This is a genomic window from Mucilaginibacter phenanthrenivorans, from assembly GCF_024721155.1.
Classification (GTDB): domain Bacteria; phylum Bacteroidota; class Bacteroidia; order Sphingobacteriales; family Sphingobacteriaceae; genus Mucilaginibacter; species Mucilaginibacter phenanthrenivorans.
Window position 1 is genome coordinate 1 of record NZ_JAHVAP010000014.1, and the last position, 21290, is coordinate 21290.

At 42.1% G+C, this 21290-nt stretch carries 21 protein-coding genes; 3 read left to right on the forward strand and 18 right to left on the reverse strand.

Annotation, left to right across the window (positions count from 1 at the left end; all coding sequences use genetic code 11):
• Positions 1-103 precede the first annotated feature (103 nt).
• Positions 104-919: an alpha/beta fold hydrolase gene (locus KXD93_RS25970; protein ID WP_258140450.1), complete on the forward strand. Its 816-nt coding sequence runs from the start codon at positions 104-106 to the stop codon at positions 917-919.
• 42 nt (positions 920-961) lie between these two features.
• Here the strand turns inward: KXD93_RS25970 and KXD93_RS25975 are convergent, their stop codons facing one another.
• The 4 genes from KXD93_RS25975 to uxaC are packed head-to-tail and all read right to left on the reverse strand — an operon-like array spanning position 962 to position 5370.
• A complete protein-coding gene (locus tag KXD93_RS25975; protein WP_258140451.1) occupies positions 962-2254 on the reverse strand; it encodes an MFS transporter in 1293 nt (430 codons plus the stop codon).
• A 19-nt stretch (positions 2255-2273) separates the two neighbouring features.
• Positions 2274-2933 carry a beta/alpha barrel domain-containing protein gene (locus KXD93_RS25980; RefSeq protein ID WP_258140452.1) on the reverse strand — a complete coding sequence of 220 codons (660 nt, stop codon included), beginning with the start codon at positions 2931-2933 and terminating at the stop codon, positions 2274-2276.
• Positions 2930-3961 carry a sugar kinase gene (locus KXD93_RS25985; RefSeq protein WP_258140453.1) on the reverse strand — a complete coding sequence of 344 codons (1032 nt, stop codon included), beginning with the start codon at positions 3959-3961 and terminating at the stop codon, positions 2930-2932. The genes KXD93_RS25980 and KXD93_RS25985 overlap by 4 nt, the downstream gene beginning before the upstream one ends.
• Positions 3958-5370, reverse strand: coding sequence for a glucuronate isomerase (gene uxaC, locus KXD93_RS25990; protein ID WP_258140454.1), 1413 nt, complete (start codon positions 5368-5370; stop codon positions 3958-3960). The genes KXD93_RS25985 and uxaC overlap by 4 nt, the downstream gene beginning before the upstream one ends.
• Positions 5371-5570: 200 nt before the next feature.
• On the opposite strand from uxaC, the gene KXD93_RS25995 reads away from it, so the two are divergent.
• The gene (locus tag KXD93_RS25995) at positions 5571-6236 is read left to right on the forward strand and encodes an FAD-binding oxidoreductase (protein ID WP_258140455.1); all 666 of its coding nucleotides are present in this window, start codon (positions 5571-5573) and stop codon (positions 6234-6236) included.
• A gap of 15 nt (positions 6237-6251) precedes the next feature.
• Here KXD93_RS25995 and KXD93_RS26000 read toward each other — a convergent pair whose 3' ends face one another.
• The 10 genes from KXD93_RS26000 to KXD93_RS26045 form a co-directional block, all read right to left on the reverse strand.
• Positions 6252-6959, reverse strand: a complete 708-nt coding sequence (locus KXD93_RS26000; protein WP_258140456.1) for a glucosamine-6-phosphate deaminase — start codon at positions 6957-6959, stop codon at positions 6252-6254.
• Positions 6960-7020: 61 nt separating this feature from the next.
• A complete protein-coding gene (gene nagA / locus KXD93_RS26005; RefSeq protein WP_258140457.1) occupies positions 7021-8202 on the reverse strand; it encodes an N-acetylglucosamine-6-phosphate deacetylase in 1182 nt (393 codons plus the stop codon).
• Positions 8202-9755 carry a beta-N-acetylhexosaminidase gene (locus KXD93_RS26010; protein WP_258140458.1) on the reverse strand — a complete coding sequence of 518 codons (1554 nt, stop codon included), beginning with the start codon at positions 9753-9755 and terminating at the stop codon, positions 8202-8204. The genes nagA and KXD93_RS26010 overlap by 1 nt, the downstream gene beginning before the upstream one ends.
• Positions 9756-9897: 142 nt before the next feature.
• A complete protein-coding gene (locus KXD93_RS26015) occupies positions 9898-10029 on the reverse strand; it encodes a hypothetical protein (protein ID WP_258140459.1) in 132 nt (43 codons plus the stop codon).
• Positions 10030-10280: 251 nt separating this feature from the next.
• Positions 10281-10808 (reverse strand): DinB family protein, encoded by a 528-nt coding sequence (locus KXD93_RS26020; protein ID WP_258140460.1) that lies wholly within the window; start codon positions 10806-10808, stop codon positions 10281-10283.
• A gap of 118 nt (positions 10809-10926) precedes the next feature.
• On the reverse strand, positions 10927-11415 hold the full coding sequence (locus KXD93_RS26025; protein WP_258140461.1) for a cupin domain-containing protein: 489 nt from the start codon (positions 11413-11415) through the stop codon (positions 10927-10929).
• 1 nt (position 11416) lies between these two features.
• Positions 11417-12739 carry an MFS transporter gene (locus KXD93_RS26030; RefSeq protein WP_258140462.1) on the reverse strand — a complete coding sequence of 441 codons (1323 nt, stop codon included), beginning with the start codon at positions 12737-12739 and terminating at the stop codon, positions 11417-11419.
• Between the two features lie 139 nt (positions 12740-12878).
• The gene (locus KXD93_RS26035; protein WP_258140463.1) at positions 12879-13628 is read right to left on the reverse strand and encodes an SDR family oxidoreductase; all 750 of its coding nucleotides are present in this window, start codon (positions 13626-13628) and stop codon (positions 12879-12881) included.
• A 100-nt stretch (positions 13629-13728) separates the two neighbouring features.
• Positions 13729-15279 carry a DHA2 family efflux MFS transporter permease subunit gene (locus KXD93_RS26040; RefSeq protein WP_373417376.1) on the reverse strand — a complete coding sequence of 517 codons (1551 nt, stop codon included), beginning with the start codon at positions 15277-15279 and terminating at the stop codon, positions 13729-13731.
• 61 nt (positions 15280-15340) lie between these two features.
• On the reverse strand, positions 15341-15928 hold the full coding sequence (locus KXD93_RS26045) for a TetR/AcrR family transcriptional regulator (RefSeq protein ID WP_258140465.1): 588 nt from the start codon (positions 15926-15928) through the stop codon (positions 15341-15343).
• Between the two features lie 314 nt (positions 15929-16242).
• Between KXD93_RS26045 and KXD93_RS26050 the strand changes: the two genes are divergently transcribed.
• A complete protein-coding gene (locus KXD93_RS26050) occupies positions 16243-16803 on the forward strand; it encodes a transposase (RefSeq protein WP_258140466.1) in 561 nt (186 codons plus the stop codon).
• A 22-nt stretch (positions 16804-16825) separates the two neighbouring features.
• Here KXD93_RS26050 and KXD93_RS26055 read toward each other — a convergent pair whose 3' ends face one another.
• The 4 genes from KXD93_RS26055 to KXD93_RS26070 all read right to left on the reverse strand — a co-directional run bounded on the left by KXD93_RS26055 (position 16826) and on the right by KXD93_RS26070 (position 21289).
• Positions 16826-17590 (reverse strand): tetratricopeptide repeat protein, encoded by a 765-nt coding sequence (locus KXD93_RS26055; protein ID WP_258140467.1) that lies wholly within the window; start codon positions 17588-17590, stop codon positions 16826-16828.
• 1 nt (position 17591) lies between these two features.
• Positions 17592-19409: a BatD family protein gene (locus KXD93_RS26060; protein ID WP_258140468.1), complete on the reverse strand. Its 1818-nt coding sequence runs from the start codon at positions 19407-19409 to the stop codon at positions 17592-17594.
• Between the two features lie 99 nt (positions 19410-19508).
• Entirely contained in the window at positions 19509-20252 is a 744-nt protein-coding gene (locus KXD93_RS26065; RefSeq protein WP_258140469.1) for a tetratricopeptide repeat protein, read from the reverse strand.
• Positions 20249-21289: a vWA domain-containing protein gene (locus tag KXD93_RS26070; protein ID WP_258140470.1), complete on the reverse strand. Its 1041-nt coding sequence runs from the start codon at positions 21287-21289 to the stop codon at positions 20249-20251. The genes KXD93_RS26065 and KXD93_RS26070 overlap by 4 nt, the downstream gene beginning before the upstream one ends.
• Position 21290: the final 1 nt, after the last annotated feature.

Consider the following 21290-nt stretch of genomic DNA (forward strand, 5'->3'; position numbering starts at 1 on the left):
ACAAAGAAAAAGAAGCAAAAAGAAAGCTTCAACAATAATAATAACATATTAATTCTTGTTGAAGCTAATCTAAAGGTAAGTTTGATCTTCAATTTTACTCCCAATGCCTGTAGTTAAAGTCAACAATATATCGGTCTATTACAAAGTAACCGGCGAAGGCGATCCTATCCTGCTGGTACACGGCCATCCGTTTGATCATACGATGTGGGATCCGCAAACAGCTGCGCTCTCAAAGCTTTACCGGATAATTACTCCTGATGTAAGGGGATATGGCAAAAGCAGTTTACTTAAAACCGCTCCAACCCAATTCGAAGATTACGCAACCGACTTGCTGGCATTGATGGATGTACTGTCCATAAAAAGTTTTCACCTTGGCGGCTTGTCGCAAGGCGGACAAATAATAATGGAAATTTTCAGGCAAGCCCCAACACGGGTCAAAAGCCTGATCTTTGCTGACACATTTGCCAGCCTCGACACCCCGGAAGGAAAGCAGGTTAGATATGATACCGCCGCCCGTTTGGAAAAGGAAGGAATGGATGCCTACTCGGATGAAGTTATCTATAAAATGATAACCCCACAACATGTTTCCTCACAGCCGGATGTTTCAACCCATGTGTTAAAAATGATGAAGGCAGCATCGCCGAAAGGCGCCGCAACAGCATTAAGAGCCAGGGCTGAACGAATTGACTACTTGACGGAAGTACTTCCCAAAATCAACATCCCGACGCTGGTAATAGTAGGCCGCGAGGATGAATATACGCCAGTTGCCAAGGCAGAAGAATTACAGCAAAATTTGCAAAACTGTAAGCTGGTAATAATTGAGGATGCCGGCCATATGCCGAACCTGGAACATCCCTACGAGTTTAATACCGCTGTGCTTGACTTTTTGGACGGAATAAGTAATACGGGATCATTTTAACTTGAGAAGACTCACTAAGTTTTAAATTTTGTAAACCTCTTACTATAATTTAACGGTTTTCATTTTAGGCGAAAGTATATGCATCAATATCCAAGCTAGAAGATAAGCACAACCACAAATGGAAAAAATTATGTTATAGCCAACTACAATATGCCCGGCGTCTTTGTTGGTTTGCAAAATATAGCCTATAACATCCGGAAAGAAAAATCCTCCAACTGCACCGGCCATACTTCCAAGCCCAACCACGGAGCTAATCGCCTTCTTGGGGAACATATCTGATGCCGTTGTGAAAATACTGGCACTCCAAGCCTGGTGTGCGGCCGCAGCCAAGCCGATAAGAGCCACTGCTTGCCATATATTGGTTGCAAAACGGGCGGCAATTATTGGCACAACGCAAAATGCAAAAATCAGCATTGCCGTTTTGCGGGCCCGGAATATTGGCCATCCAATTTTTATCAGCCACGATGAGAGGTAGCCACCGCCGATACTTCCAACGGTTGTGGCGGTGTAAACGATGACTAAAGGCAGGCTTGGTTTGGTTAGATCTAAATTAAATGTGCTTGAAAAATAAGAAGGAAGCCAGAATAAAAAGAAATACCATATTGGATCAGTCAAAAACTTACCAACAACAAATGTCCATGTTTGCCTTATTCCCAATAATTGAACCCATCTAACCTTTTTTTCTTCCCCGGTATTTATAACAACCTCTTCTGAATCACTATGAATAAATTCATATTCGGCAGCAGTTAGTTTTTTATGCTTTGACGGGATTTGATAAAATATCACCCAAAAAATCAACCATATAAAACCAATCGCACCAGTAATAAGAAATGCCATTTGCCAGCCATATACACCCAAAATCCATGGCACTATAATAGGAGCAACAACAGCACCTATGTTCGCTCCTGAATTAAAGATCCCTGTAGCAAAAGCACGCTCTCTTTTCGGGAACCATTCGGCAATCGCTTTAATGGCCGATGGAAAATTACCTGACTCCCCCAAACCCAAACCTGCTCTCACAATTCCAAAACCCAAAGTACTTTTAACAATCGCGTGCAACATCGCTGCCAGGCTCCACATAATTATGGAAATGGTATAGCCTAGCTTTGTACCTATCTTGTCTATAAAATTGCCAAAAATCAATAAACCGATCGCATAAGCGGCTGTAAAAGCCTTTACTATATTTTTGTAGTCAATTTCTGTCCAATGGAATTGAGCAGCCAGCGTCGGCTTTAACAGGCCGATAATTTGCCTGTCAAGGTAATTGATCGTTGTCGCAAAAAATAAAAGGGCCACTACTACCCACCTGTAGTTTCCCGGTTTAGTTTCATTCATAATTTTGGTTTTAGGTTGGTCACATTGCGGCCTTTACCAGTTCAATGGCCTTTACGGTATCGGTATACAATTGGGCGTATTGCCGTTTTTCTATAATTTCCTTGCTGATCAACTTACTGCCCATTCCCACCGCGCATACGCCTGCGTGAAACCATGAACTGATGTTTTTAGTGGCAAGCTCCACACCACCGGTTGGCATAAAAAGCTGACCTGGAAAGAGTTCCCTTACAGAGCTTATAAATGCCGGGCCAACTATATTCGCCGGGAAGATCTTGATCAACTCGGCTCCATGTTTTTGTGCAGAGTAGATCTCCGTTGGTGTCATACAGCCGGGGATCCAAAGCAGTTTGTGTTTATGGGCTACCTTCGCCACTTCAGGATTGATGATGGGTGCAACAATAAAATCAGCGCCCAAATCAATAAAAGCCTCCGCTTCTGATACATTTTTTACAGTCCCGATCCCTAGAAAAAGGTCTGGCATCTCTTTGGCAGCAGCCTTTTTTAGCACCTTAAAATTGTCCAGCGCCTCCTTCCCCCTATTGGTATATTCAATAACCCTTATCCCGGCTTTGTAAAGTGTGCGGGTTATCTCAAGGCTTACTTCGGCATCCGCATAAAAAAACAAGGGCAACATGCCTTGCGTTAATATGCTATTCAATACGGCTTTCCTGATCTTCATTTTATAAGTTTTTTAATTTCATCTACAGTTTTATCCGTAGCATCACTATTTACAAATAACTGTGCAAATGCTGCTGCAGTAGCAAATTCAAGTATTTCAACAGGGTCAAGGCTATTATAAAACCCGTAAATTATACCTGCCATAAAACAATCTCCACTACCCACCTTATCTGCTATCTCATTTGTTTGGTATTCTTTTGAACTATAAAACTCACCACTGGTGTATAGGGTGGTGTAATAATTAATATCCGCCGATGAATCAAACCTGAATGTATTCGCCACGGCCTTACATTTCGGATATTGTGACATGATATCTTCCGACGACTTCAATGCCTCCTTTAAGTAGATGCTCTTCTGTCCCGATTCATGAATATCCGGAACCACATCAACGCCAAGCATCATTTCAGCCGCCCAAACATTGCCCATTACCAGGTCGCAATATTTTACTAATCCCGGCATTATTTCCAAAGGTATTTTGCCATATTTCCAAAGCTTGGAGCGATAGTTCAAATCGACAGAAATAACGATCCCTTTTTTACTGGCCGCCTCCAAAACCTCCATGCAAACGTCAGCCACATGCTGATTAATGGCAGGGCAGATGGCGCTGAAATGAAACCAGCTCACATCCTGTAAAAGCTCATCCCAATCAACCATTCCGGGTTTAAGATTGGAAAATGCTGAACCTGCCCGGTCATAGATCAGGGCGTTATGCTTCAAATCCTGCCCTTTTGTTAAAAAGTAAAGCCCCAATCTTCCATCACCATAAAAGACAGGCGATGTATCGATGTTTTTATTTTGAAGATGAGTTATAATCTGTGCCGATAGGCCATTATCCGGCAATGCGGTAAAATATTTAGATGGCACATCCCAAAGCGCCAGTGCTGTTGCCACATTCAGTTCGGCGCCGCCAACATAAAATGGTAATTGATTATTATTGAGCCATTCACCACCTGCGTCAGGGGTTATTCTTAGCAACAACTCACCAAATGACAATACCTTTCCGGGTTGTATGTTTAAAATTCCGCTCATTTTACCTTGTCAAAATCAAAATAGCTTTTAGCATTATAATAGCAAATATCCTGGATCACCTTACCTGTCCATTCTATATCATTTGGCAGTTCGCCGTTCTCCATATCGTTTCCAAACAGGTTACATAGGATGCGCCTGAAATATTCATGCCGCGGGAAGGACATAAAGCTGCGCGAGTCGGTAAGCATACCAACCATCCGGCTCAAAAGACCCAGGTTTGAGAGTGCATTCAGTTGCCTGATCATTCCGTCCTTTTGATCCAAAAACCACCAGGCCGAGCCAAACTGCATTTTACCGGCTATTTTGCCATCGTTAAAATTTCCGGCCATTGCCACCATCAATTCATTATCTGCGGGGTTGAGGTTATATAAAATGGTTTTGGTGAGTTTATTCCCGGCTTCCAGCTTATTAAGGAATTTCGACAGTGCCCGCCCCTGTGAAAAGTCGCCGATTGAATCATAGCCGGTATCGGGGCCCGCTTCACTTAGCGCACGTGTGTTGTTATTCCGCAATGCGCCCAAATGATATTGCTGCACCCATCCTTTTTCATGGTCCCAAACTGCAAAATGATATAACATGGCTGATTTAAATTGCGCAGACTCCTGTTGTGTTAAGGCCTGTTCATTCCGTATTTTAGTAAATATCAACCTGATCTCCAAATCGGTATAGCTTTCGGCATATAAATGCTCCAGTCCGTGATCCGACAGAGAACACCTATTTTCGGCAAAAAAATCGTGTCTCTTTTTCAGAGCAGCAAGGTAAGTGTTGAAATCACTAATGGAACCTTCCGTTACGATTTCGAGTTTACTGATATAGGCATTCAGTGCCTTTACATCATTTGCCTCCATTGCCTTATCCGGCCTGAATGCCGGCAAAACCTTAACACTATAGCTATCTTTCTTTATTTTTTTATGGTGAAACAGGTTATCCAGGGGATCATCAGTAGTGCAAACCACTTCAACATTCCTGTTTTTGATAAGATTTCTTACACTATACTCCGGCGACTGTAGCTTCTCGTTGCATTCGTCATAAATTTTCTTTGCCGTTGCAGGAGACAATAGTTCGTGGATATCAAAATAACGCTGCAGTTCGAGGTGCGTCCAATGATACAAGGGATTACGCAATGTATACGGGACGGTTGCGGCCCATTGTTCAAATTTTTCCCAGTCGCTTTTGTCGCCGGTAATATAAGCTTCGTCTACACCATTAGCCCGCATGGCCCGCCACTTATAATGATCGCCGTTGAGCCAGATTTGGGTGACATTCTTAAAATTAAGATCATCTGCTATTTGGTCGGGCGGCAGGTGGCAATGGTAATCTATGATAGGCAAATTAGCCGCATAATGATGATACAGGCGCTGCGCAGTTTTTGTTTCCAGTAAAAAATCTTCGTTTAAAAAACTCTTCATTTTAAATTACACCTGCCATTGGCGGGCAGGATAGGTTTGATGTGCTTTTTGTTTTGCACAGGCAATATACTTTTTATCCCATACAATTCGTCAAAGTAAAGCCTAATTTACAATTTGAATGTCTGTTTTTTTATTTCTGCCTCATTTTTAACACCTTATTTAACAACAATTGTTAACTAGGCAGCAAACAGCCAAACACCATGGAAAAGCACATTGTTAAAGTTTTAAACACTGAATTAGTAACGCATAACGTAAAGCGGTTTACCCTGCAAAAACCTACCGGGTATTCGTTTACATCGGGCCAGGCAACGAATGTTTCCATCAATAAGCAAGGCCTTGAAAATGAGCTTCGTCCGTTTACTTTCACCTGCCTCAACAGTGACGACCATTTAGAATTCACTATAAAAATATATACGGATCATAACGGCATCACCGCGAAATTACTCGATGTTAATAAAGGTGATGAACTGATAGTCCACGAAGTTTTTGGGGCAATAACTTATAAAGGGCCTGGTTTGTTTATAGCCGGCGGCGCAGGACTAACACCTTTTATTTCTATTTTACGCCAGCTTAAAAAAGATGGTAAACTGGCGGGTAATAAACTACTATTCGCGAACAAAACCGAAGACGATATCATCATTAATGATGAATTGAACCAGATGCTTGGCGATCTGCATATTGATATTATTTCTGAACCTAAATCGGGCAAGCCGGGAAAACATATTGATAAAGAATTGCTTAAACATCATTTGATGGATAATAAGCAACATTATTATATCTGCGGACAGGATCCATTTGTTGCACAGGTAAAGGATGATTTGATTGAATTGGGAGTGCAAAAGGAATATATTGTTATTGAGGAATGATCCTTCTCAATTATCTCACAATTTTCCGGCACTGTCCTCATCCAAATACAATAACGCATTCTCATGATTCCGCAAAATAGTAGCCGGGCATTCCTCATTGATAGCAGCATTTAACGTATCATAAACCGCTTGTGCTTTTTTCTCTCCGGGCACCATACAATAAATATATTTGGCAGCCATAAGTGCCGGTATAGTTAACGTAATGGCATGTGTCGGCACAGCACTCAACACATCAAAACATTTGTCATTAACCTGCTGCTGCCGGCATGCTGTATCAAGGTTAACTATCTTTACCCGCAAAGGGTCATTAAAATCGGCAACGTGGGGATCATTGAAAGCTATATGACCGTTTTCTCCGATGCCCATACAGACTATATCAACTGGGTATTGCTTTAACAGACCGGCATACCGCTCACATTCCATTTCCAAATCCGGGGCATTACCGTTAATATAGTTTACGTTGTGAAAAGGCAGCTTAATGAATATTTTCTGCTTAAGGAACGATGCAAAAGTTCGGGAGTCGCCTTCGGGCAGGCCAATGTATTCATCCATGTGAAAAGCGTTTACCCTTTCCCAATCGATCAATTCATTCTTAACCAGTGCGGCCAGGAATTCGTTTTGTGAAGGCGCCGCTGCGAAGATGATATTTACGTAGTGTTGTTTGCTAAGTAAGTCCGCTATTTTTTGTAAGACGATTTCAGCAGCGGCTTCACCCATTTCCATCCTGGTTTGATATTTAAGAACCTGCAAATTTGAGACACGAAGTATCGTGTCTCTACGGCAATTATCGTTCATACACCACCTTTCCCTTTATAATTGTCTTTTCAATATTAATATCGGCGTCAAAAATCACAATATCGGCATCCATACCTCTTGCAATTGATCCTTTTTTGTCTTCAATTTTCATAATCGTAGCAGGGGAAAGAGCTGCCATCTCAACGGCATCTAATAGCGGAACATCTGCCAGTTTTATCATGTTCCGCACCAGTTGGTCGGCAGTTGCTATGCTCCCGGCAAAGGCAGACCTGTCGGGTAATTTGGCTACACCATCTTCAACAATTACCTTTAACCCGCTTTTTAAGCTGCCCAAAATGCTTTCTACAGGCGGCATGCCGGCAGCGCGCATAGCATCGGTTATCAGCGCGGTTTTCTTAGCACCCTTTATTTTGTAGACTAATTTTAACAAAGGCGGTGGCAGGTGGATGCCATCAGCTATGATCTCTACATCCATGCCGTCAATCAAAAATGCGGCTTCAACAACCCCGGCGTACCTGTAGGCATTGCGACGGGTTACGCCCAACATTCCTGAGTACAAATGAGTAGCCAGCGTATACCCGTTTTCAAACGCTTCCAACGCCTCTTCGTAAATGGCATCGGTATGGGCAATGGCGGCTAAAATACCCTTCGAGGTAATGTATTTGCCAAATTCAATAGCTCCTTTCAATTCGGGTGCTGCGCTCCAGCGTTTTATTATTGTTGAACCGGCTATTATCTCTTTATATTCTTCAGGATCAGGATCACGGATGTATTTGGGATCCTGCGCACCGCATTGGTTAACGGCAAAATAAGGCCCTTCTAAATGCATCCCAATAAATCGCGCGCCTTTTGTGTTTAGTTTTTCTGCTATTTCATAAATGCGTAACGTTTCCAGTAAGTCTTCCTTGCTACTGGTAAGCGTAGTGGGTGACATGGCTGTTGTCCCATATTTGGCGTGAAGGTCGGCTATCCCTAAAAAGGCATCGACTGTATTATCCATAAAATCGTGCCCGCCGCCGCCGTGGATGTGAATATCAATAAAACCGGGAGAAATATATTTTCCACCCGCGTCTATTAAAACCGCCTCCGGTACGTCAATATCATGCTCACTTACACCTGTAATAATCCCATCGCTTATCAAAACAGTTCCACCCTTGATGATTTTTCCGGGTGTAATAATATCGCCGTTACAGATCTTAATTTGCGCCATTATTTATTTCTCGATAAACGGTCGTAAAGGAGTTTTACACGTAAATTTCTTACGTCGTTTTCAGTATTAATTTCCGATGGATTAAGGAACTTCTTATTGAGTTCGGTAAAGTGCAGGTCTATTATTTCTCCGTTCGCCATTAGGTTTTTCAATTCCTGTAAAACTCCCGGAACCATTGTTACGGTAAACGACGGCGAATTAACCTTTTGTACGATCCCCTCAAACTGGAGATAATTCAACCGGATGCCCATCATTAGTCGGTAGTGTTCAAATTCCTCCTTGTTCCTGGCAGGTTTAAGCTGGTAAAGTGTTTCCAAAGCCTGTTTGGTACTGTCGGATACCTGGCTTATTGAAAACTGCATTACTGATTCCACCTTCCCATTCCTGATCTCATAGGGTGTTATTTTCAAGGCGTGCCAAAATTTCCCCGACTCCTCCGCATTAAAGCCATAGTGGTCGGCGCAATATTTTGTTATAAAAGCATCGATGTTTAGCGGCCTTGTGCTACTGATGCTTTGCGTATAAGCTTCCACCAGCATATTAAAGCCACTTAAAGGATAAACATGCCTGATGGCATACTCCTCCGCCATTTCATTTTCAGATTCAAAAACCGGCGAATACTGGCCTGACGTGGACCACGAGGTCATGACAATCCCCTTATAACCCAATGCTGCCGCCGCGGGCACAAAATCGCGGATGTTTTTAAAATGCTTCTCCCACTGCGTTAAAAAATAATTATCCGGATTTGAACGGATTGCCGGCGCTCCCCAGATCTCATAACCGCTCTGTACTAATTTCTGATGATCTCCGAAATTATTCATGTCCCAGCCGTAATTCCAATCAATAAACACGGTACTTTTTGGTAGCAACTTGATAGCTTCGGGATATTTTAATGCGATATCCGCCCAAAGCACAGGCGTTTTACCCAGCTTGATCACAATATCGCAAAGCATTTTGATATAGTCGATATACAATTTGGATTTCCCTTCTTTTGCCGCCTTCAACCTGCAGCGTTCATCATGCCCCAGTAAATAAGTTTCATCGCCGCCGATGTGGATATATTTGGAGGTATGAGTTGCAGCCAATTCGGTGTAGAGATCGGTGAACAGCGCCTTGTCCTGCTCAGTTTGCAACGGGCAAACTTGCGAGAAATCCTTTTGATCCTCCCTCAGATCCTTATAGCGTTCGTTCCGTAAAATATATTCAACGTGTCCAAAGCTTTGCTGCAGCGGGATCACGTCTATTCCCAAAAAATTGCAGTAATTTATAAACCCGGCGATTTCTTCTTTGGTGTACGCATAGCGGTTAGCAATAAGCGGATGCTTTACAAAAGGATAAGTTCCCTCCCATTCCATTATCAGCGTGTTGATTCCTTCCTTACTTAGTTTCAGGGCAAAGGCCTTCAACGCATCCATTGTCATCACCTGGATCCGTAGATCGATGTGAAAACCTTTTACAATAAAAGGGCTTTGCTGCCTGAAACTGGTTTGTGCGCTTAAGTTGAAAACAGTTGTTAACGATAGAAAAATTATAACAATACCTTTTTTGAGCATGTTTACTGGGATAAGCGATTGGATTATCAAACTTTGGTATTCCGAAATTAATAAAAAGATGGAGTAATACTAAAGTTTAAAAGCCATAAACGAAAAAAGAGCTCCTGGGGGAACTCTTCTCGCATAAGTAGATATATGATGGTCAGGCAGCTTGTTTTACAGGAGCCTGTTTGTTGCTTTGGGCTTTAAAACGTTCCAAATCTTGCTGTAACAACGCTTTTAATTCAAGGTCAATTGCTTTTAATATTACGGTAGTTTTTGTTGAAGTTTTCATAGGTTATGTTTTTTAGTTGTTTGAATTAATACCAACATTGTGCCATTGTAATTACAAGTCAGCGAATATTTTACCCCTTGCGAATTTTCTTTAAAAACGCATCTTCAGCTATAATCCTTTCGATAAAATACGAGTTCTCCTGTTTATTGCGGTATTCGAACTGTATAGAAAAGCACTCACTTTACCAATGGTCCTATCACATAAAAAAGCCGGAGACGTGTTTACATCTCCGGCCTAAAAACTGTTATATTTTAGAATAACATTTCGGCAGGCGGGGTTACACCTTTTAAACGCAGGTAAACGGTTGTTTGCCCGCGATGATGCGTTTGGTGTTCAAAGCCCTTTCCAAACAATTCAAATTTTTCCATGTCCTTACCGGCAAACTTTGTGGTTTCGGCCAGTTGGGCGGCTGTCATTCCCTGTAAGGAACTTATTGCAAAATCGTAGCTGTCCATAACTGCCTTTGTGGTGGCCTCTTTTGTTTGGGCTACGGTTTTCTCTACTGATACGCCCTTCCCCAGCGGGCTTTCCTTACCACTTGCCGTCGCGCAGAAAAAATAATTGGCGTCAGCCAGGTGCAGCATTTGCTGTGCAAAGTTCCGCATTTCGGGCGTGGGCTTAAATGCGTAGCCGTCTGCAGGCATGGCGTCAAGGTAGGCTTTGGTGTAGGCTTTTGCCCGGGTGAACTCGCCCACAAGTTCAGCCTGGGTAAATTGCGCGTAAACCGAACTGCAGGCAAATGTTACCAGCATCGTTAATACTAATGATAACTTTTTCATGATCTTAAGATTTATAATTGGTAATTGGTTAAAATTCGCTGAAGCCTTAGGATGCGACGGGGTTAACGCACGTATAAATATAGGTTAAAATTAACAAATTTCAAGAAGCTTTATAAGCCTATCGCGAAAGTCGGTTTATAAGGATTTCATGCAGTGGATATAATACGGTTAACTTGTCTTTATCTGCCATTTCAAATTCGCTGAATTCAAAGCCGGGAGCAACCGCGCAGCTTACAAGGGTAAAGCTAGTTTTCGATGGAATTTCGGCCGCAAACCATAACCCGGCTTTAACAACAAGCGACAAATTCCCCGTAGCACTATCAGAAAGTTCAAGCGGATAGTGATCTCCGTTTTCGTCTATCACATGAACATGTAAAGGTGCTCCTTTATGAAAATACCAAATCTCGTCCGACTGGATGCGATGAAAGCCTGAATAATCATTTCCCTCCAGCAAATAATAAATAGAAGTGCAGGCTCTTTTAAATTTGAACGAGTCGTTCCCTGTAACTACAATTTCGGAACGGAAAACTTCCCGGTAATAACCACCCTCAGGATGAGGCTGTAGTTGTAAATGATCAATCCAATACGCTGCGTTTTTTTCATCCATATTAAACCGGGATTTCAATATCTGCCCTTTTTACCTTTTTCTCTGCCATCAATAATATGATCAGTAAAAATAATCCTATTGCAAAAAAGCAATCAAGCGTTAATGCCGAATTACGCATTTCATGTGTCCATGCTTCAACAAATGCAAAACAAAATAGCCCCACAACTATTGCTATTTTTTCCGTCACGTCATAAAAACTAAAAAATGAGGCGGTGTCAGGAATATTTGCAGGAAGGTACTTTGAATAAGTTGAGCGTGATAAAGATTGCACTCCGCCCATCACCAATCCAACTACCACGGCAGCGAAATAAAACTGCTTAACAGTAGCTACAAAATAAACACAGCAACAGATTATAGTCCAAATCGCAACCAAGCCTATCAAGGTTTTAACATTACCGTACTTAGCTGATGATTTTGAAGTTATAAGCGCCCCCACTACTGCCAAAAGTTGTATAATTAATATAATAGGAATAAGCGAATCGTCACCCATATGCAGCTCCTTCGCAGCGAAATTAGCAGCAACCAACATAATAGTTTGTACGCCAACCGAATAGAAAAAAAAGGCCCCCAAAAATCGCTTTAACAAAGGCATCTCCCTTACCTTTCCAAATACTTTAGCCAGCTCTTTAAATCCCCCGGTAAATACATTATAGTTATGTGAACCTGCATTTGGAATACCTTTCGGTAATTTCAGGAACGGGATAATGGCAAAACCAATCCACCATAGGGCTACTATCAAAAATGATATACGGGCAGCCTTATCCTCTGTGATGCCAAAAATAGTATGGAACTGGATAGGGACTAAACAGATCAACTGCACTACAACACTACCGACGAAGCCATATATAAAACCTTTGGCGCTAACGGCGTCCTGCTGGTCGACTGTAGCAATTTGGGGGAGATAAGAGTTATAAAAAACAAACCCACCACAATAACCTATGGATGCAAGGCCGTAACATATCAGGGGAGCTTCCAGCGGCCTCTTTTCCTGTAAGAAAAACAATCCGGCACAGGCAAGGCTGCCCATCCAGGTAAACAGCTGCAGGTATATTTTTTTATTGCCACGATAATCAGCTATCGACGTTAATATTGGTAGCAATGCTACTACTATCAGGTATGAAAAACCTAAAATATAGGTTGATAATACAGTGTTTACATATTGATGTCCGAAGAACGAAACCATATTGCCATTTTGAGAATTGGCGGTTATCGCAACGAAGTAAGCAGGAAATATGGTCGAAATGATCACCATATTGTAGGATTGATTAGCCCAATCGAACATGCACCATGCCCATATGGTTTTCTTATTATTTTTAGCTTCCATTCAGGCGCTAAAAATATATAAAATTCAGGATGGTGGAAGAAAAATAAAAAAGCCTTGCTAATGCAAGGCCAAGATCAAAGCTGGAACAACATATACCATAGCGATGGGTTTTAAACCCATCGCTATGGTATATGTTAATTTACTCCCTACCCTGGTTCAAAACGCTTAAAGCTTGTTCTGGCGATGTAAGGTACAACTGGTACAGTTCAGCAGTTTTACCAACATGTACTTCATATTCATCCTTTTCAAACCCATCTATTAAACCCTGTGCGACAACTTCCGGAGGGATGCCATTTTCTTTTCCACCAATTTCTGCAGACAGCTCAGTATCAACCAGCGGCGGCATCAATTCAAATACTTTAATCCCGGTATTTAAGGCAAGTGTATATCTTAATGCCCTGGTATAAGCGTGTAAGGCCGCTTTGCTTGCCGCGTACGTTGGTAAATTGATCCCGGGCGCAAATACGACTATCGAGGTTACATTTACAATGGCAGCTTCCTTTGAAGCCTTAAGTAAAGGCAACAACTTATCTATAAACCTGATGATCGACAGATAATTGGTATTGATCTCGTCAGATGCTTTTGAATACGCATCGCCGCCATCTCCCAGGCGATGTAAGAATGCCTGGCCCGCGTTATTTATCAAAATGTCAAGTCCGCCAAATTCGTTGGTCAGTTTTTCGAATATGTTATTCAAATCACTTTCACTGTTAACGTCTGTTGCTATATAACTAACGTTGGTTAATTGGGTAGCTGCTTTTTTAAGACGATCCTCGCTCCTGCCGGTAATAATTACCTTATTACCTCTTTCACTTAAAAGTTTGGCTGTCTGAAAGCCGATCCCTGAACCACCACCTGTGATCAGGACTGTTTTTCCTGTAATATTCATTGTTATGTTTGTTTTAGTATTGTGTTTTTTTCTTGATTCCTGTTTTTTGACTCCTACTTTTTTCAACTAATCTCTAATCTCCAGCCTCTAATCTCTAACATTAGTGATCCGTCAAGATCATTTTCGGTGCAGTGTTTTTTGGCGCCCTAACCACGATCAATAATAAAGGCAACGTAATTGCGAACAGCAGACCTATCAGGTAATAGCTATCCACGTAGCTCAGCAAAGTTGATTGCTTAACAACAGCAAGATCAATAACCTGCATACCCTTTATTTTCGCATCCATCACGCCGATCCCTTTATTGTGAAAATATGCAGTGTATGAATTAAGCCGCTCAACTGCCTGCGGATTGGTATTTGTTATGTTCGACAGCAAATCAGTACGGTGTGCAGCTATTCTACGTGCGGCGTAAGTGTTGATAGCTGAAATCCCGAACGCACCGCCCAGTTGCCGCATCATATTGTTTAACGAAGCGCCCTGTGGAATATCCTTTGGCGCCAGTGATGATATGGCCAGCATGGTCAATGGCACGGTTAAAAACGCCATACCCAAAGCACGGAAGATGAGGTTTATGGTGATAGTGAACGCCGATGTATCCAGGCTCATGCCCGACATGTTCCAGTTAAAATAGATGAAACAGCCAAAGCCGGCCGCAACGATGATCAGTGGCGATAACCCGGCCTGTAAAAGCTTACCCGAAACTATCAACCCTAATATGGCTATTATGGCACCGGGCAACAATAATAGGCCGGTTTGCGTTGGCGTGAAACCAAGCAATCGTTGTGCAATTACCGGCGTGAGGAAGATGGATGTAAACATCCCTATCCCTGTAATAAACGTGAGCAGGGCGGCAACTGTTAATGTTTTGCTTTTAAATACCCTGAGGTTCACCACCGGATGTTCCACATGCAGTTCCCAGATAATAAAAGCTGTTAATGCGATAACGGAAGTGATGGTAAGGACGGTAATATACCCGGTTGCAAACCAGTCTTCTGTTTGACCCCTTTCAAGCACCGTTTGCAACGAACCTATTCCGATGGCTAACAAAATAATGCCAGCCCAATCTACCGCATGAATTTTGGATTTTATGGTCGGCTCAGTCAGCAGGAAGTAACATGAGGTGGCGGCCATGATGCCAATCGGAATGTTGATGTAAAATATCAACGGCCAGGAATAATTTTCAGTGATGATACCGCCCATCGTTGGGCCGATAGTTGGGCCTATGAATACCCCTACGCCAAATATTGCACTAGCAACACCTTGTTTCTCCTTAGGGAACAGCTCAAAAATAACCGCCTGCGAAACAGAGAGCAGCGCACCGCCGCCAAGGCCCTGTAAAAAGCGAAAGAATACCAATGTCCAGATGTTCGTTGCACTCCCGCACATAAAAGAACAAAGCACAAACAGGATAATAGAACCGATGTAGTAATTCCTTCGCCCCAGGTTGATGGTCAAAAAGCTGGTTAAGGGTATGATGATGACATTTGCAATTGCATACGCTGTGATTACCCAGGTGGTATCCTCCAGCGTCGCGCCAAGATTACCGCTCATGTGCGAGAGGGCAACATTTACTATGGTCGTATCTATAAGCTCCATAACCGCGGCGAGAAGTACGGTGATTATCAGCAAGTTTCTTTTTAGGTTGTTCATTTTTTGTTTTTGTAATTCAAACATTAAAAAGACCGATCGGTCTTTTTAATGTCAAAAAAAATTAAATACTGTTTTGTTCGATTTCTGCCTTAAGGATCTCTATCACTACATGCATGTGTTTTGGGTCATTTTGAACTTTACTGATCAATATGGCCCCCTCAATCATGGTGAACATTTTTGTAGCGAACAAATCTGCGTTAAACGTTTTGGGAAACTCGCCCCTCTCATGCCCCAACTTAATGATATTCGAGATCCGGCCGCGGAACCTGTCGATAGACTCATTTACCTTTTGCTTGATTGCCGGGTTAGTATCATCGACTTCGGTACCAAAATTCAAGATTGGGCATCCGGCATTATTAGCCTTGAATAATTTATTTTCATAAAAATCCAACAAGGCGAAAAGCTTATCCTTTGCTGTTGTTTTAGCATCAATGCTTTTGTTGATCTCGTCAGAAAGGTTTTTAGTCAGGTACTTATATGCTTCAAGACAAATCTCCTCCTTGCTTTCAAAGTTTCCATATAATCCCCCCTTGGCAAGTTTGGTAGCTTCCATTATGTCGCTCATTGAAGTACCGGCAATACCCTTCTGGTTGAAGATGGGCGCTGCCTTTTCAATAATAAACTGCCGTGTTCTTTCTGCCTTTGTCATTATAAGTACAAATATAAACCGATTGGTCTATTTTATCAAGGTGATTTTATTTTAGTTTACGCTGGGATTACAAATTGCCTGGCAAATATGCGTAGGGGCGTATAGCATACGCCCTTGCCACCGTTTGTACATACCGCAATCATTTCTGTCCGTTTTTATAGGGCTGCTATACGCCCTTGCCACCGTTTGTACATACCGCAATCATTTCTGTCCGCTTTTATAGGGCGTATGCTATACGCCCCTACGGAAAAACATTACTTTTATTATGTTTACACACGATATCTTATACTTTAAAACCCAACCTGAAATCACATATGAAATACAATCCGCTAACACATAATCGTAAATCTATCAGATTAAAAGGATATGATTATTCCCAGTCTGGTGCCTATTTTATCACGATCTGCACCTATGGAATGCAGCTTTTCTTCGGCGACGTGATAAACGAAGAAATGAATTTAAACGAAATGGGACAAATTGCATATAACGAATGGCTAAAAACACCGGAGATTCGCCCATATGCATCATTAGATATTTTTGTGATTATGCCAAATCACATGCATGGAATTATTTTTTTAGATGATGCTTCAATGCAACCGCTGCCGGCATCAACCTCCCCGATATCTAATTCAGTTAAGCATGATGATGATTTTGTTTCCTCATTAAAATCGCCATCACATAGTATTGGTGCAATTGTACGGGGCTATAAATCCTCAGTTACTAAACAAATAAATTTGTTGAATGAAACCGGAACAGTGTGGCAACGAAATTATCATGAACACATTATTCGTAATGAAAAGTCTTATTCGCGGATCTTCGATTATATCATCAACAACCCCTCAAAATGGGCAGAAGACAAATTTTACGTGAAATGATATCAGCTAAAAATAATTTTAACTAGATCTCCTTCGCGTCACTCATCTTTATCCAACCCTCGCTTCCATTGGCAAGTTTTATTTTCAGCCAGCCATTACTGTCGTCCAAAACGTTAACCTTTGTTCCGTCATGGATCACAAATAATGAACCTGCCTTTTCACCCGGTCCGCTTTTTACGATAACCGAGGGACTAAAAACAATCGCCTCTTTATGTCCGCTAAAATAGCTTTCCTGCATTCCGGCAATAAATATAGTAAACGCGCCCAGCGCAAACAGAACGACTGCGCCATAAAATGAAGCCTTTTTAATAGCAATAGATCCGGTAAAAAAATAGAGGATCAAAATACCCGAGGCCAATAAAACAAACGCAACACTCAACCAACCCAGGCCATTTGCAGAAATCCCCAGGATAACCCCATGCCACCACTTGGTTACAAAGAATTCAGGAGCTTCATCTATCTTATCCGTGGTTTTCTGATTTACAAACTTAATATTAAAGTTAATGTCCTCATCACCCGGCGAAAGCCTGTGCGCCTTCCCATAATAAAGTAAAGCCGATGGAACTTCGCCTGTTTTATAATACGCATTGCCGATGTTAAAATAAAGGGCAGCCGATTCATAACCTGAATTAAGCGCCTTTTGATATGTAGCAAGCGCCTCTTTGTATTGCCCTTTGTTGTAACTGGCATTGCCGCTGGCAAATAACGCCTGCTGACTACTACCCTGACCGACAGTTATCGAAGGGATAACAAATGCAATTAAAATATATAATGTCCGCTTCAACATACTAAATCTTATTTTCAATGTCACTAATAATTCCCTTTGCCTTCTCAAATACTTCCTGTTTTGAGATATGTGTTACCGGTGCATATCGCGCCATTTCACAAAGATCCAGCGTCTCCAGTACCCGATTGATCAATGGTTCTTCCAACGCCTTTGCTGCTAGTGCAGATGCAATAGTCGCCCTATCGAGATTAGCATACGGAATATTAAGCTTATCACTTAGATAACCGTACATACCTTTAAATAACTCTTCATAAAATGCAGCAGTGTTATTTGCGGCCAACTGCTTTTGAGCGTTAGCCAGCCGTTTGGCAGCAACTTTGCCGGCCCTTTTATTTTTTACCAATACAACATCGCTATTGAATTTTATCATCCGGTTGCGATAGTTAAAGGCACCGATACACAGAATGGGGCCCAAAGCAAGTAAAACATAAAAAGTTGCGGACCCAAAAAACTCATCGCCGGGCCTAGCAAGCATTCCGTCATTCGTTTTTATATAACGGATATCGTTATCCAGTACCTTAATGTCCTGCTTATTGGCGCCGGCTAAAGTTGCTACATTACTTTCTGCCACGCCTTTATTCACCTTAATTTTATAAGGCTTTGACGTGAGCGTCACATACCTGTTTGTCGCAGGATTAAAGTATGAGAACTTCACCGGATCAATAGTATATTCACCTTGGTGCCTTGGGATCAACAGATAGTTATAGATCCTGCGGCCTGATACGCCATCTGCCCGCTCAGTTATGGTATCCTGTATTTTAGGATCATATTTTTCAAAGTCCAAAGGGAAACCAGTATTTAATGTTTTTAGGAGTTTGATATTGCCTGCCCCGGTAACCTTAACCCTGTAATTCAGTGCCTCATTTGCCTTAAGCTCGGTTTTATCGATGGACGCATCCATATTAAAAGTGCCTACAGCGCCAGCAAAGCTTGCCGGCTTGCCTGCATCAGGTAATGGTTTTACATGGATTACCACCGGAGCGCTCTTAGCCTGGTATTTGACCTCCTTAAACGATCCGCCGAACATCTGGTCCATAATATCATTGGAATGCACCGGCTGGCGTACCAACAGCGTCATCTCCATCGGCTCAATAGTGATATTCCCTGAGTGTTCGGGGAACAGGATAGTCTGCTTAATATCGGCAGCGTTATATTTTAAACCTTTATAAGTTTCGACATGCCATTGTACCTGCCCTTGTTGATTTTTAATATCCTCATTCCAAAAACCTGTTAAATCAGGCACCTTGTCTACCCGACTGTCTTCAATTCCTACGCGGGTATAAATTCTGAAACTGAGGGTAAGCTGCTGGCCCTGATAAACGGTCGGCTTATCTACTATCGCCTTTATAAATAGCGATTTCGCCAGGTCTGCACTATTGCCCTGGATTATGCTATTATCAGCCCCATTTTGTGGTGCCTGTTGTGCGCCACCCCGTGGCGGAAGCGTTCCTTTGGTCACTCTTATCCTGATGGGGTTTGTGCTGGTTTTATAACCGCCCACCGTAATAGTAGCCGAACCAATACTAAATTCCCCTTCCGTTGTCGCCATCAGTATATAGCTAAAGGAATTACTCACGGTAGTTTTACCATTGATAGATTCCATGCTGGTCGAAACATTTGGCCCCGACAATACCTGAAGTCCTCTAAAACTTGGCGGCACGAAATTCTCGCCGTTACCGTTTAACGAAAAGTCAACCTGGAATTGCTCGCCAACCGCTACTGTATTGCTATTTACAGAGGCAACAAACTTTACACTTTGGGCCGTTACAACTCCGACCCAAAAAAGCAAAATGGTTAATATGTAATATCTTAGTTTCATTAATGTTTGTTGTAATTGTTGTAGAAGTTGTAATTGTTGTAAGGCCGTAATTTTTTAACATCTACAACCTTTATAACCCTTACAACCTATACCTAACCCCTACCAATCCTTCTCGACGTGCACCTTCGTGCCTTTTAACTTCTTATTCTTCAGCTTGTCCTGTGTTTGCTTTTCGTCGTTGTTGAGGGCATCGAGCATCCGCTCGGCATCTTCCTTCGAAAGCTTATTGGGTTGCGGTTGCTGACCGTCCTTTTGATCTTTCTTATCCTGGTTTTGTTTATCCTGATCCTTTTTATTTTGATCCTGGTTTTTCTTATCCTGATCTTTTTTGTCCTGGTTCTTTTTATCCTGGTCCTTCTTGTTTTTGTCCTGGTTTTTCTTGTCCTGATTCTTGTTATTCTTTTTATCCTGTTGTTGCTGTTGCTTCAGTTTTTCTTGTGCGTAGGCAAGGTTATATCGCGTTTCATCATCCTTTGGATTATTTATTAACGACTTCTTATAAGCATCAATACTTTCCTGTAATTTTTTGCTTTCCAATAACGAGTTACCTAAATTGTGGTAAGCTTTAGCAGCAACTGCTTTATTGGTTGATGCCTCCCCCAACTGGTTAAATTGCTCACCCGCTTCGCCAAACTTCTTTTGTTTATATAATGCGTCGCCAAGGTTAAAATTACCTTCGGTGTTTTTTTTCTTCTCAACCGATTTACGGTAAGTAGCTTCCGCTTCTGTATATTTTTTTTGCTGATAAAGCTCGTTCCCCTTATGCACAAGGCTTTTTTCCTGCTGCGCAAAAAGCCACGAGCCCTGTAGTAAAAATAATATGATAATAATTAACTGCCTCATATCTTCTTCACTTCAAATAATTTCAAATTACTTAACCGCTGGCTTTTCCTGTTCGAGATAAAGAATTCAATAACCAGTAATATAAAAGCTATCGCCAGGAAAAACTGGAACCTATCTTCAAAATCCTTGAAACTTTTTGTGTCAACGGTTTTACGCTGGATCTTGTCTATCTGGTCCATCACGATCCCAAGCCCGCTATTGGCGTTTGTTGCCCTTACGTAAGCGCCATTCCCTGCAGCAGCGATCTCCTTGCCCATGGTTTCGTCCAACTTACTTACTACGGTTTTGCCGGCGCTGTCTAAATGGAACCCTATTTGCTTTCCATTTTCATAGATCGGAATTGGTGCACCTGCGGCAGATCCAACACCAATTACGTGAACTGTTACGTCCTTTTCGGCAGCGGCTTTAGCAGCGGCAACGGCGTCGTCCTCGTGATTTTCGCCATCAGTGATAATTATCATCGCCTTACCTGTTCCGTTCTTAAAGTCAAACGACTTCATCCCCAAATCAATTGCTGAACCTATAGCCGTACCCTGTGTTGGCACCATATTGGTATTGATGGTGTTCAAAAACAGTTTGGCTGCAGAATAGTCAGTAGTTACTGGTAATTGCACGTAAGCTTCTCCTGCAAATACTATCAGGCCGATCCGGTCGCCATGCAGGTTGTCAATTAGCTGTGCAATGGCTTGTTTGGCATTTTCAAGCCGATTGGGGGCAAGATCCTGCGACAGCATACTGTTTGATACGTCAAGCAATATCATCAGGTCAGCGCCTTTACGCTTCTCCTCTTCCATCCTCGAGCCGATCTGCGGATCGGCAGCGCCAATCACCAACATCCCAAAAGCTATCGAAAACAAAATAAATTTTAACCACGGCCTTGAAAAAGAAACATCCGGGATCATTTGATTAACCACGTTCCGGTCGCCAAATGATTTCATAGCCTTTACCTTCCACCTGCTTACGATAATAAAAAGCAGGATGAAAGCCGGGATCAGTAACAATCCCCATAAAAATTCTGTATGTGCAAAACGTAACATA